Source organism: Cytophagia bacterium CHB2, assembly GCA_030263535.1.
GTDB lineage: Bacteria > Zhuqueibacterota > Zhuqueibacteria > Zhuqueibacterales > Zhuqueibacteraceae > Coneutiohabitans.
On record SZPB01000148.1, the window covers coordinates 1 to 14,184 of the forward strand.

The 14,184-nt window shown below is 52.4% G+C and carries 8 protein-coding genes; all 8 read left to right on the top strand.

Going from position 1 to position 14,184, the window contains the following annotated elements; translation table 11 throughout:
- On the top strand, positions 1 to 1,405 hold a 1,405-nt coding region (locus FBQ85_15190; GenBank protein MDL1876495.1), incomplete at its 5' end, for an FAD-dependent oxidoreductase.
- A gap of 106 nt (positions 1,406 to 1,511) precedes the next feature.
- The gene (locus FBQ85_15195; protein MDL1876496.1) at positions 1,512 to 4,340 is read left to right on the top strand and encodes a PDZ domain-containing protein; all 2,829 of its coding nucleotides are present in this window, start codon (positions 1,512 to 1,514) and stop codon (positions 4,338 to 4,340) included.
- A gap of 354 nt (positions 4,341 to 4,694) precedes the next feature.
- Positions 4,695 to 5,174: a (2Fe-2S)-binding protein gene (locus FBQ85_15200; protein MDL1876497.1), complete on the top strand. Its 480-nt coding sequence runs from the start codon at positions 4,695 to 4,697 to the stop codon at positions 5,172 to 5,174.
- A gap of 67 nt (positions 5,175 to 5,241) precedes the next feature.
- A complete protein-coding gene (locus FBQ85_15205; protein MDL1876498.1) occupies positions 5,242 to 7,554 on the top strand; it encodes a hypothetical protein in 2,313 nt (770 codons plus the stop codon).
- Between the two features lie 356 nt (positions 7,555 to 7,910).
- Entirely contained in the window at positions 7,911 to 8,894 is a 984-nt protein-coding gene (locus FBQ85_15210; protein MDL1876499.1) for a hypothetical protein, read from the top strand.
- Complete coding sequence (locus tag FBQ85_15215) at positions 8,891 to 10,183, top strand: Glu/Leu/Phe/Val dehydrogenase (GenBank protein ID MDL1876500.1); 1,293 nt, start codon at positions 8,891 to 8,893, stop codon at positions 10,181 to 10,183. The genes FBQ85_15210 and FBQ85_15215 overlap by 4 nt, the downstream gene beginning before the upstream one ends.
- Positions 10,184 to 10,638: 455 nt before the next feature.
- Positions 10,639 to 11,739 carry a glucosyl transferase gene (locus FBQ85_15220; GenBank protein MDL1876501.1) on the top strand — a complete coding sequence of 367 codons (1,101 nt, stop codon included), beginning with the start codon at positions 10,639 to 10,641 and terminating at the stop codon, positions 11,737 to 11,739.
- A 149-nt stretch (positions 11,740 to 11,888) separates the two neighbouring features.
- Positions 11,889 to 14,120, top strand: a complete 2,232-nt coding sequence (locus FBQ85_15225) for a hypothetical protein (GenBank protein ID MDL1876502.1) — start codon at positions 11,889 to 11,891, stop codon at positions 14,118 to 14,120.
- Positions 14,121 to 14,184: the final 64 nt, after the last annotated feature.

The window sequence follows — 14,184 nt, forward strand, 5'->3', positions numbered from 1 at the left end:
AGCTCTCGCAATTTTCAAAAGTATTGGCATCGACCTCGATCGCATACCGGGCTTTCGCGATACGGATTTCAAAAAGCGCTTCAATCTTTCCTCCGGTGTTTTTTTTGATCCGCGCGTTTATGCCGGCATTGCGCCCACCTGGCGCAACAAGTTTTATGACATTCCATATGAAGAATTTTTTGCCGGCGCGCCACTTTCGGCCGAGGCGAGGCGTGAGTTGATTGAATTTTTTACGACGCGCAAACATTTTCTGCCCGAGACGCCTGATCTCGAAGCGGCGTTAGCCGAAATAAGTTGGGAAAAATTTATTCGCGAGCGCATGGGGTTGGGCGATCATGCCGTGCGCTTTGCCAACATGTATGCCACCGATCTGCTCGGCCTCGGTTGCGATGCAGTTTCTGCGCTCGAGGCTTATCACATCGGCCCGGGATTTTTTGGCATGGGCGGCGAGGGATTTTATGAAGCCGGCGGCATTTTGCGTTATGGTTATGCGCCCCAGCATCGTTTTCCGGACGGCAATCACACCGTCGCGCGTCATCTGCTGAAGGCCATTCTGCCGCTTGCAGTACCGGGGCCGGGTACAATGGAAGGCATTTTCAACAGCCGCATTGATTATGCCGCCCTTGATCTTCCGAAAAATCGCGTGCGCGTGCGGTTGCGTTCCGTTGCCGTTCGCGTTGAAAACCGTGACAACCAAAACGGCGGCGGCGCTGTCGTTCATTATGTGCAACCCGATGGTCGCCTCTTTAGCGTGCGCGCTCGCAGCGTTATCGTGTCGGCTTGGGGCATGGCGGCCAAGCATATCGTGCCCGAGCTGCCTGCCGAACAATTCCGCGCGCTGGATCAGTATCGTTATTGTTCTGCCGTATATATCAACGTTTTGTTGCGCCACTGGCGGCCGATGGCCGAACTGGGTTTGTTCGATATGTTCTTGCCGGACGGCTATTGCACCTGGATGAATATTTCTGATCCGCTCCAGGTCGGCGATTACCGGCCTGAGTATCATCCGGACAAGCCCACCGTGTTGAGCATGTACAAATACCTTTATCAGCCCGGCTACGATCCCACCGAGCAAATGCAGCTTGCTCGTTTGGCATTGGAACATAAGCCGTTTGAAGATTTCGAGCGGGAGATTCGCATGGAGCTGAATCTCATGTTCGGCTCTTGGGGTTTTGATGCCGCGGATGACATCCTTGCCCTCACCGTCAATCGCTGGGGGCACGGCTATAATTTTTTTAAAGCGCCCACACCGTACGCCGGGCGCGCCCACCCACCTTATGAACGAGGCCGGCGCAAGCTTGGCCGCATCTCCTTTGCCGGCGCAGATGCGGCAGGCAATCCCTGGAGCCAAAGTGCCATGCAACAGGGCTGGCGTGCAGCACAGGAACAATTGGAATACGCTTGAAAAGCTGGACAGCGAGATTTTACCTTCCCCCTTGTGAGTTTCGCAAAGATCAACTAAATTCGCAGCAAATCTAGTCACTGCCGGTTTGGTGTAACGCTTTGTCATCATGTCTTACTTCGACGATCGACCCAATCACTTCCGCCTGCTTATCGGGCTATTTGCGGCGTATCTTTTCGTGCTCGCCGCCATGAACTTTTCGCGCAATGCGAGTTGGGCCACCGATGAGAATCTGTTTCGTACCTCCCCCTCAAATTTGTATGTGACCAAAAGTTTTCCCGCCGAATTGCTCCGGTTCACGATTAAAAAAAATCCGGCCCTTTCGCCTCCGAGTTCCAGCGACTCGGTTCGCCTCGGCGAATTCCTGGTCGAGATTGACGACCAGGAGATTGGCACAGCAGCAGAATTGCAAGACGCGCTGTATGCACGTGAGCCCGATGCCATCATCACGCTAACGAGCTGGCATCCTGCAACAAATGCCACCCGAACCTTTCGGCTGGCGCGCGCCGCATTGCCGGATAGTTTCTTTCGCGAGCTGCCACCGTCCATTTATATCACGGACGTTGCGCCCGGCGGCGCTTCCGATCGCGCCGGCATGCAAGTCGGCGACGTGATCGTGCGGATCAACCGCCAGGGCTTTCGCGATGCCACAGATGCCGATCGCATCATGCGCCGCGCCGGCGGCGGCAGCACGATTGCCTACGACCTGATACGCGGCCCTCGCAACCTCACCTTACATGTGACGCTTGCCAAGCTGGGTATCAATCTCGGCATGGTTATGAGTTTACTCACGGGCTTGTCGTTTTTGGGACTGGGGACATTCATTGCTATGTATCGCCCGCGCATTCACGCAGCGCGGTTGCTTGGTCTCATGTTTGTGTCCTTTTCATTTCCATTGTTGTTGATTTATCAGCGCGGCTCGAACGCCTCCGAGTATACTCATCTTTTTTTCTTCATGATGATTTTGAGCATTCTTCTCGGCGTCACAACCGCCTTTCATAGCGGGTTCTATTTCCCCAAAATGCGCCCCGAGCTGATGCAAAAGCCGTGGCTTTATCGCGCGCCCTATTTGATGGCCGCCCTTAGCTTTCTTTTGATTACAGGCGCGGGCTTTTCCAACCTGGCGATGATGCGCCTATTCTTCCTCTCCGCCATTGCGCTGTTACTTTTCTATTATATCGGTTTTCATCTCGTTTATCGCAAACAACGCAGCGCGGAGTACAAATTTCTAAGCCGCAGATTGAGCGTGATTTGCTGGCTTGCCGGCTTGGCCGCACTGGCCATCGTGCTTCTGGGGTTTGGCCGGGCAAATGAATCGCTCTTGGGGTTTGCCAGCTTGCCCTTTTTGATGATCCCGGCGGGCTATCTTTACGTGATCAATCGTCATCGTTTACTCGACATGAGTTTGCGGGTGCGGCGCAACAGACAATACGAGATTGTTGCTGCAGTCTGGATTGTTTTCCTGTTGGCGCTGGCAGTGGCCTCTCTGGTGTTCTTGACAAAACTTTCACTCCATTTGCCGGACATTCGTTTTACCGGCAGTTACCTGGAAATCACAGATACGCCGATGGCGCCGGAGCGCCGCGAGTTCATCGAAAAATTTGTTTTGATGATGTTGGCGATGGCGGTGATTTTTGTTTTCCAGCGCATTTGGCGTGCGGGCCAGGCCTGGATTGCGCGCAAATTTCATCGTGAAAGCTATAACTACAGTGTTGCCACCAGCGAGCTGGCCGAAGTGATGGCGACGAAATTGAACATGGTCGATCTTGCCCGCGGCATCGTCCAGAAGCTTTCAACACTCATGCATCTCGAACGCGTTGGCGTCATGTTTTTTCAAAACCAAAATACCTGTTGTTGTCATGAAGCCTATGGTTTTGACGGCCGCCGGTGGGAAGAGTTCTGCCTGGCAGCCGATCAAAAAATCGTGAATATCCTGGACAAGTTTCGCAGCGAATCGCGCTTTAGCGTCGATTATCTTCCCGAGGACGTCAAATCCCTCTTTTTTAATCACGGCTTCCGGCATCTCGTGCCGATTCGATTCAAGGAAAAACTTGTCGGCACGATGTTGCTGGGAGAGAAGCTTTCCGAAGCTGCTTACACGCACGAAGATTTTGCCATTCTCACGGCCATCGCCAAGCAAGCCTCGGTGGCGGTTGAGAATGCATTTTTATATGAAGAACTGGCCGAGCAGGAACGCCTGAAGCATGAGCTTGCCATTGCGCGGCGCATTCAAATGGCTTCGCTGCCGCAAAATACGCCAAAGGTTGAAGGGTTGGAGATTGCCGGCATCTCAATTCCCGCGCTCGAAGTCGGAGGCGATTATTTTGATTATCTCAACGGCGTTCCGAATAGGATTACGATAATCGTGGGGGATGTGAGCGGTAAAGGCACCTCGGCGGCGCTTTACATGTCCAAAGTGCAGGGCATTCTGCGCTCACTGCATGATTTTGGTTTGTCGCCGCGCCAGTTGTTTATCCGGGCAAATCATTTGTTGCGCCAGGCGCTGGAACGCAAATCGTTTGTGACCTCCATCGGCGGCGACTTTAACACGACGTCACGCCAACTGGCATTGGCGCGCGCCGGCCACTTGCCGTTGTTTTATTATCATGCCCGGCGTGCACACGTTGAGAAGATTACGCCGAAAGGCCTTGGGCTGGGATTGGACGATGATGGCATCTTTGCCTCGGAGTTGGAGGAACGCATCATCGCCTACGAACCCGGAGACGTTTTCTTGTTTGTTACCGACGGCGTCACGGAAGCGCATAACGGTAACGGCGCCGAATTTGGTGAGGATCAGCTCGCGGAAGTTCTAGCGCAAAACGTTCACAATCATGCCGAACAGATTCGCGATAAAGTCATTTCCGCCCTCAAACATTTTGCGAATAACATTGAGCAACACGACGATCAGACCATCGTGGTGGTGAAGGCGACGCACTAACGCAATGTTATGGTGAATCCGCCGGAGTTTCAAAACGTGTGAGGTAAGCGCGCCGTGTTTTCAGCGCCGTTTCAAATTGACGGGAGCCGCCTGTAGTACATTAATCCGATTCATTTCTCTCTCATGCCTTCGCAGACTCTTCCCCGCTGTTTTTGTGCATAATCATACACGGCGCCGGAACTAGATAATACCCATTTTTATTGGCTTCTTTTTAGAATCCGCTTGACATCGAATGCCGTTGATTGTATCATTCCGCCGCTGCAATTTCATCTTGCCTAAATGTGGTTGCGATGATCTCGCAACAATGAAGCGCGAAATTCTTATCACCTGTGATTACTTTTCAATTCTCTTCACATGCCAACCAGACAAGTTGTGACACTGCGCGTGAACGGTTCGAGCCATGAGGTCGCGATCCGTCCGCATGACGTGCTGCTTGACGTGATTCGAGAGAATTTGAACCTCACCGGCACCAAGCGCGGCTGTGACATGGGCACCTGCGGCTGCTGTACGGTTCACCTCGATGGCCGCGCGCGGCTTTCCTGCCTGACGCCGGCGCTGGAGGCCGTCGGCCATGACATCACCACGATCGAAGGTTTGAAATGCAACGGGCTGCTCGATCCGCTGCAACGCGCTTTTGCCGAGAACGGTGGTTCGCAATGCGGCTTCTGCACACCCGGCTTTATTATGACCGCAAAGGCCTTTCTCAATGAACATCCCCATCCCACACGAGACGACATCAAAGAAGCGATTTCCGGCAATCTTTGCCGCTGCACGGGATATATAAAAATTGTAGACGCCATCGCGGAAGTCGCACAAGAGGGCGTTCTGCCGTAAAAAATCAATCATCAACCGCTTCAAAACATTTACTGAGCTTCTTGACTGAATTCGCGGAGCATAACCGATGTCCAACACAATCGGCAAGCCCATTGCCCTGATTGACGGTTTGAAGAAAACCACAGGCGAGGGCATTTATACCGACGACCTCAAATTGCCGAACATGCTCGTCGGCAAAATTTTGCGCAGCCCGCATGCGCATGCGCGCATTGTAAAAATTGACGCGAGCAAAGCAGAAGCCCTGCCCGGCGTGCATGCAGTTTTAACGGGCAAAGAAGCGCCGCATACGTTCGGTGTTTTGCCGATCAGCGAGGACGAGACCGCGCTTGCCGTTGACAAAGTCATTTTCATCGGCGACAATGTCGCTGCTGTTGCCGCAGATGATGAAGAAACCGCGCTGCACGCGCTGAAACTCATTGAAGTCGAATACGAAGAATTGCCGGTCTATCGCAAATTCGAAGACAGTGTGAAACCGGCGGCAGAGCCGATTCACCAAAACAGCGTGAACGGCACGAATATTCACAAAGAAGTGAAGCAGGCTTTTGGTGAGGTGGATGCTGCCCGCAGCCGCAGCGCTTATGTCAAAGAAGCGGAATATGATTTCATCGGCGTGACGCACGGCTTCACCGAGCCACATTGCGTGATTGCCTCTTACGACGCGGATGATCGCATGACCGTGTGGTCGGCGCAACAGGTTCCGCACTATCTGCATCGCGCCCTGGCGAAAGTGTTGGAGATGCCGATGCACCGCATTCGCGTCATTCGGCCAATGGTGGGCGGCGCGTTTGGCGGCAAGAGCGACCCATTTCCGCACGAGATGATTGCCGCGTTGCTCTCGCGCAAATGCCGGCGTCCGGTGAAGATTCTGTTCGATCGCGAAGAAGTTTTTCTCAGCAATCACGGCCGGCATCCCACCCACACCGAAATCGCGATGGGGTTGGATGAGCAGGGCAAAATTTCATTTCTCGATTTGCACGCGCAAATCGACGGCGGCGCGTGGGGCAGCTTCGGCGTGGTGACAACGTATTACAACGGGGTGCTCAACATGGGGCCGTATGCCATCGAAAATTTTCGCTATCACGGCCAACGAGCCTATACCAACAAAACGCCTTGCGGCGCCATGCGCGGCCACGGCGCGGTCAACAGCCGCTTTGCGCTGGAAACACTGCTCGATGAATTATGCGAGGCCGCGAAGCTCGATCCCTGCGAGGTTCGTTTGAACAACCTGCTGCCTTCAAATTGCACCACGGTGAATGGCTTTCGCATCACCAGCAACGGCACGCGCGAATGCATTGAACGCAGCCGCACAGCCTCAGAATGGGACAGGAAATTCCGCAAATTGCCGTTTGGCCGCGGCATCGGCGTGGCGTGCGGATTTTATATCAGCGGCAGCGCGCACCGCATTCACTTCAACGATTTGCCGCAATCAACCGTCCATATCAAAATCGACATGGATGGCGGCATCACAGTGCATTGCATGGCCGCCGAAATCGGGCAGGGCAGCGACACCATGCTGGCGCAATGCGTGGCCGAGCCGCTCGGTGTGAAGCTCGATCGGTTGCGCATTTTTTCGAGCGACTCTGACGCCGATCCCATTGATCTTGGTTCTTATTCCAGCCGGGTGACGTTCATGGCCGGCAATGCGGCGCGCGAAGCCGCTCTAAAAATTCGCGAGAAGCTGGTGCATGCGGCGCAAGATATCACGGGCTATGCGGCGGAAGGTTTTGTTCTCGAGAATGAAGAAATCATTTACACGCGCGATCCGCGTGTGCGTGTGACGTTCATGCAAGCGCTGGAAAAGGCGCTGGCAAATAACGGCGCATTGATTGCGAAGGGCAAATACATGGGCCCGCCGCCGGTCGGCGGCAAATTCAAAGGCGCGCGCGCGGGACTTTCACCGTCCTACAGTTTTCAATGTTACATTGCCGAAGTTTCCGTTGATACCGAAACCTTTGAGCCGCGCGTGGAAAAAGTTTGGGCGGCGCATGATTGCGGCAAGGCCTTGAACCCGCTGGCGGTGCAAGGCCAGATCGAAGGCTGCATTCACATGGGACTCGGGCAGGCGATGATGGAAGAGATGGTTTATAATCGTGGCAATGTGTTGAGCGCGAATTTTCTCGATTATCGCACACTCACGCCCATGCAGATGCCGGAGGTCGACGTGATCATTGTGGAGAGTGATGACCCCGAAGGTCCCTGGGGCGCGAAAGAAGCAGGTGAAGGCCCGCTGCTGCCGATTTTGCCGGCGGTCGCCAATGCGATTTACGATGCCGTGGGCGTGCGCCTGCGCAGCTTGCCGATGACGGCAGATAAGATTTGGAAAGCGATGCAAGACAAGACGAAGATCGCCAAACGGCGAACCCGTGCCATCGTTGTTTGATGCAAACGCGATGGACTTTGTATCGCTTGCGAATGCGCAACCATTCGTGTGGTTTTTAACCAGTCTTTGCATTCAAGTTTGGTAATTTTCTGCCACGGCTTGGCCGTGGCTTGACTGCAATAGAGGCCGTGGCCGAACCGATTAAGGTCGGCGATTCTGACAGTCACAATTCGCAAAGCGGCATCTTGCCGCAACCAGATGATCAACAGCAAAACCATTCTGGTCAAAACCATTTGATTTTGTTTTGATGGTTTTGTCCGTAACAGTTTTGCCTTGATTTCTTTACGTTAAGCAATACCATCTGAATCGTTTCGTTGACGATTCATTTCGATGCAGATGTCCAATAACGAAGAAGAATGATGATTCTTCCCGCATTTAAATATCATCAGCCCAAAACCGTGAATGAAGCGATCGCCCTGGCGCAAGCGTGCGACGGCGATTTTGATTTCATTTCCGGCGGCACGGATTTGCTGCCGAATTACAAAATGCGTTTGAATGCGCGCGGCAATGTCATCAGCCTGAGCGGCATCACTGAGTTGCAGGACATCAGCCCAACGCGCATCGGCGCGATGGCGCGTTTGCGTGAAGTGATCAACACTCCCGCGCTGCAAACCTCCCTTCCGGTGATTCCGCATACCGCAAAACTCATCGCCACACCGCTGCTGCAAGAATCCGCCACGGTGGGCGGCAATATCATGCTCGATACGCGTTGTTACTACTTCAATCAGAGCTGGTTCTGGCGCGATTCCAAAAACTATTGTTTGAAGGCGGAAGGTCACGATTGTCTCGTCGTGCCGCAGCAATCAGTTTGCTATGCCACGTATTCCGGCGATTTGGCGCCGGTGTTTATGGTGCTGGGCGCAACTTTTGTTTTGGTCGGGCCCGACGGCAAGCGCGAAGTTCCGGCAGAAAAATTTTTTACACACGACGGCATCACACGCAATGTCAAACTGCCGGAAGAGATTTTGACAGATGTAATCATTCCAGCATCAGCGCAGACGCTGCGAGCGGATTACCTGAAATTGCGCGTGCGCGATGCCATGGATTTTCCCGTGCTCGGTGTCGCCGTGGCCCTCGAGTTGAACGAGAGAACGATTGTGCGCCTGCGCGCCGGGCTGACCGGCGTGGCAACGACGCCGCTGTTGTTCGATGAGGTGACCAACGGCGTCATCGGCGATCAACTCACCGAGAATCTGATTGAAGTCATTGCTGAGGAGATCATGAGCCGGGTGACGCCCTATCGCAACGTCGCGCTTTCCCCGCAATATCGCAAAGCGATGATCGCCGTCTACCTCAGGCGATTGCTGCAAAAACATTTGAACGGAGAGCCGGTGTCATGAGATTCGAACATGAAAATTTAGCAACCAAAGTCATGGACAAAAAACACGAAGCCTCTCGTGTGCCGGAGAAGGAGAACATCATCAGAGATCGCTTGCCGATGATGGTGGTGGAGTACCATGACGAGCGCTCCGGCGCAAACGCTTATTTGGTGATCGACATGCTGGTGAACGGTGTCGCGGGCGGCGGTTGCCGCATGAAAAAAGGCGTGACGCCGGAGGAAATGATCAAGCTGGCGCAAACCATGACGCGCAAGTTCACTCTCACCGAGCCGCCGATTGGCGGCGCCAAGCTCGGCATTGATTATGATCCGGCGCGGCCGGACAAGCTTGCGGTGATGCAGCGCGTGTTTGAATTCCTGCAAGCGTTCTTGTATAATTGCTATGTCACAGGCGCAGACTTGAACACGAACGAGACCGAGATCATTACCTGCACCAATGCCATTGGCCTGCCTTGTCCGCAATATGCGCTGGCAAAAAGATTGGGAAATGCCGAGCGCCGCATGCAACGCTTTTATGAAGGCATTAACTTGAAGTTGGATGAACGGGGCGCGATGGTGATGAACGCTGCTGCCACCGGCTACGGCATTTGCACCGCAGCCTTGCGCGCCGTGAGCGAACACAATCTCAAGGGTTGTTCGGTGGCGCTGCAAGGCTTTGGCAATGTCGGCGGCGGATTGGCGAAATTCCTTTGGGACCGCGGCGCGAAGATTCAGGCGCTCAGTGATCGTTTCGGAGCGATTTATTGTAAACAGGGACTGGATATTGATTTTTTGCTGGCGCGGCGCAATGAACGCGCCAAAGCCATTTTCCCGGAATTGCTGGCGGCCACGGATCGGCCTGCCGGATACGAATTGATTGCAGATCCTGAGATTATTTATGAGTTGGGCGATGATCTCTTTATTCCGGTTGCGGACAGCGGCGTCATTACTGAAAAGAATTACAAGCGCATCAAGGCAAAATATGTCGTGTGTGGCTCCAACGATCCCTTTGCGCCCGCAAGTATCGAAGAATTGTTGTTTGAATCCGGGAAAGTGGTGGTGCCGGACTTCATTGCCAATGCCGGCACTGCCGCGCTTTATCACACGCTGATCTGCGAAGAAGGCCCGGTAACTGCATCAGGACTTTTGGCAAGCGTCGACCGTCAAATCGGCGCGGCCACGGATGAAGCTTTGGCCAAAGCCCGGGCTGAAAAAATTTCACCGCGCCGGGCCGCGGAAATCATTGCCGCGGAGAAGATCAACGCTTATCCTGCGCATTATCCCACCACAATTTCGAAGCGCTGGGTGTAGGGCCTTGCTCGGCGATCTGCTCGGCAACTACGGCGGCTTGCTGTGCGCGTTGCTGCTGCGGCTGGCAGCGGGCAATTGACTGTTCGTACGATGCCTTGAGCTTCTGCGATCTCTGCCGTTTCTAAGAAATAAGAATAGTGTTCACATTTCTAAGAAATTTTCCATAAGCATGTCTTTATGCCAGCTTGCGCAATTCATTGGTATGCAAATTTTTAGAGCACGCATAAAGAAGCCACATAACATGGCATGCTGATTGCTGTCTTGAATGGCGAGAAATCCCAACTGCAAGGACGGTAGGGTGTTTTCATGAGTGGGGCGCAAAAAATTTTTGCTTTAGCGCCAGCAGGAATGTTTCGTCTGGCAAAATTGAAAATAGAGAAGCCCGCATCATTCTTTATTTGATTAAAGAATTTTGCGGGTTTTTGCATTTTAATCAGCCTTAAAGGAGTCGAACTTTGAAAAGCGCCATAACCACTTCAATAGTCCTTGCGCTGCTTGCAGCCTTCTTGTTTTTGGGCGGCGTGAACTGCAAACACAACTTTGTTGATCCGTATGCTGAGCCGGACACCACCAGCCACAACTTCACCTGGCAGAGTTGGAGATTTGGCGGGGAAGCCGGCAGCAGTTACCTTAACGATGTTGCAATCATTGATGAGAACAACATTTGGGCGGTGGGTACAATTTACTTGAAGGACTCAACCGGTCAGCCCGACCCCAATATTTATAATGCAGTTCATTGGAATGGCAGCGAATGGGAAGTAAAAAGAGTCTCAGTTCTTTATCGTGGAAACATCATTACCCCGCCCTTATATGGAATTTATGCGTTTTCAGCAAATGATATTTGGCTCTCATCGGGTGTTCCGGTGCATGGCGATGGTACAAATTGGGCTCAATTTCATTTGTTCGATATGGGAGTGCTTAATCAGAATGACGGCTATTTGACAAAGCTCTGGGGAAAGTCATCTTCAGATTTATATTATGTTGGTACGCTAGGAACAATTGCCCACTACAACGGGCAGCGGTGGCGGAAGGTGGCGAGCGGCACGAATTTGGATATTCAGGATATCTGGGGTATCGTTGACACGAAAACGCAGGAGAAACTGATCCTATGTGCAGCTTCGGACAAATATCAGAGCAGCGAAATGAAGATTATTCGGATTTTGCCGCAGAATGTAGTTGGGGAGTTCGATTGGACACCACAAAGGAAAGTGCATTCTGTTTGGTTTGATGTACCGACCAGGATTTACGCTTGCGGCAGTGGATTCTTTATTTATAAGAACGGTCAGTGGCAGCAAGATGAAACCTTGCCAACGATCTTCAAGAATCGTGTAAGAGCAAACCATCGCAATGACCTGTTTCTTGTAGGTGATTTGGGTCTGCTAACGCACTACAACGGCAAAAGCTCGCGAGTATACGATTCCCTTAGCTTGCCACAAGGTAACTATGAGGGATTAGCAGTCAGGGATGACTTGGTTGTCGCTGTTGGCTGGAATGGAGATCGGGCCGTTGTTTTGCGTGGTGTTCGTGCCAATCAACCAAAACACTACATCTTTTAACGGAGGTAATCTATGCTAAACGGTGCAAAGCGGAAGAACAACAAAACGTTTATCCACAAAACCAGGGACCCGGCTCGCTTGATCTCAATTGGACGATGAATAATTTATCACGTCAAGCTCAAGGAGCTTCAACAGATAAGGAGTGAGTCATGAAACGCTTCAACGCAAGAATCACCGGTTGGCTGGCATTCTGTTTCATTGTTGGCCTGGGATACATGGCTGGCGCGCAAGTACGGTACACGCCGGAGCAGGAAGCTAAAATGAACGCCGCCGCGAAAAAGGCTGAAGAAGAAGCCCGCAATTTGCCTGCCCACGAGAAGAAGCTCGAATCGCATTTGCTGAAGCTGGTGAACAAGATGACGGCAGAAAATGCCAAAACTCAGCGGGATATTCCCAAAAAATACGGCACGCGCTCCACCCAGATTGATGCGCACGGTCGTATATTCGTGCGGATACGTTGTGGCTCCGCTGCAGACACGCTCAAGATCAAAAATGAAATTGTCAGGCATGGCGGCGAGATTTACCGGGTCGTTATATCCAGTGTTGGGTTTTCTCCGTCAGTTGCCGCATGGGTGCTCTATGACCGGATAAAAGAGCTGGCCAGGATGACCGAAACCGGCGCGATCTTGACGATTGAGCCTCCGAGAGCCAGAACGGGAGATTATCTGACCGCAGGCGACTCGCAGCTCAAAGCTGACGAGGCCAGATCGTTTTTCAACGTCAATGGCTCGGGTGTAAAAGTCGCAGCTATTTCAACGGGCGTGGAACATTTTTCAGTTTCACAAAGCAGCGGTGACTTGCCTCTAACAGTCAATCGCCCTTTTGGCAACGGTGAGGTGGATGACGAAGGTACTGCCATGCTCGAAATCGTTCACGACCTCGCACCCGGGGCCTCGCTCTTCTTTGCACCGCCCGGCAATATGCCTGAGGATATGGCCCAACGGATCGTGCAGCTTTATGGGACTTATGATTGTGACATCATCGTTGACGATATTGGATGGTTCGAGGCGCCGTATTTTTTGGAAGATGAGCTCATGAATACGATCTCAGGCTATACCACGACACAGAACAAAATTTATATTTCTACCGCCGGAAATGACGGCGAAAGCAGTTGGAGTGGCATGGCCAATGTTGATGAGAATGGCTGGCAGTTGTTTTATACTGGTGGCGGCACCAGCGATATCAACAACTACATTACGTTGCAGCCTGGTCAGTCGGTAACCATTCATCTGCAATGGGCGAATCCCTGGCATTACGCTTTCGATGACTATAACCTTCACCTATTTGATTTGGTCGGGAATGAGGTTGCTAGCGCGACATTGGAACAGGACCGCCTTCAAGATCTCCCTCCGAAAGAAAAGATCAATTTCACGAACGGGCAGTCTTCCGAGATCTACTCCATCAGAATCAAGAAAATGCCCGGCAGTGAGCATCGCGAACTCAAGCTCCTGCTCGCGCCCACGGTTTATCCGCTCACTTATACGGCGCCTTCACCTTCAGCGAACAAGCAACAGATTTATGGCCATCCGGCCTCCTTGAAAACGATCAGCGTAGGCGCCTATCCGGCACAGAATCCAAGTGTTCTTGAATCCTTCAGTTCTCAGGGGCCTACGAACATCTATAACTTCTTTGGCGGTGGTGGCTACACCGTTGACGAGCGGGAAACACCAACGATCGTGGCAACCGATGGGGTGGAGACCAAAACCGGCGCGGAGGGACACTTTGACTTTCCATTCTTCGGTACCTCGGCAGCCGCGCCACACATTGCGGGTATTGCGGCTTTGTATGTGGATGAACACCCCATGGATTCCAACACGGATTTTATCAATTCATTGACTCTTTTCGCTGCGAGATTGGGCACCATTGGCAGCGGCGGCATCTGGAACCCCCAATCTGGTTTTGGCAAAGCAAATGCCTTTGCTACCTTGAAAAAAGAGAAAGTCGTCCAGGTTGAAGTTTACCAACTTGATGCCCAAGAAGATCCTTTCGGACAAGTGGCCGTTTGGGAAGATAATTGGGTGCCTTATAATGTCCCGGCAACTTTTGTCTGGCCAGAGAACAGCACCCAAACGTTACGTGCCGAGCAAAATTTCAAACCCGGCACGACCACAAAGTATCACGACTGGAATGAGCTGAACGATGTGGTCAATCATCATAGTTTTGACATCGATCAGGAAACAACCAATCTTGCCGCCCATTTTGAACCAGCGAACAACGCCACTCTGCAGGCAAATGTCATTGATCTCGGCGGACAGGCTGGTGCAGCCGAGTTCAAAGACCCCTGGCTCATCGACTATCTCGATCCGACATATGGAATGTCACGAAACCAGGGAATGTCGGCGCCATTTACTACTCGGAGCACTAAATACATTAATTTTTAATTGCCGCATACTGAACGTTCTTTTCAAGAAAGTAATTCCGGACAATATGAGGTTGGTGTTGACG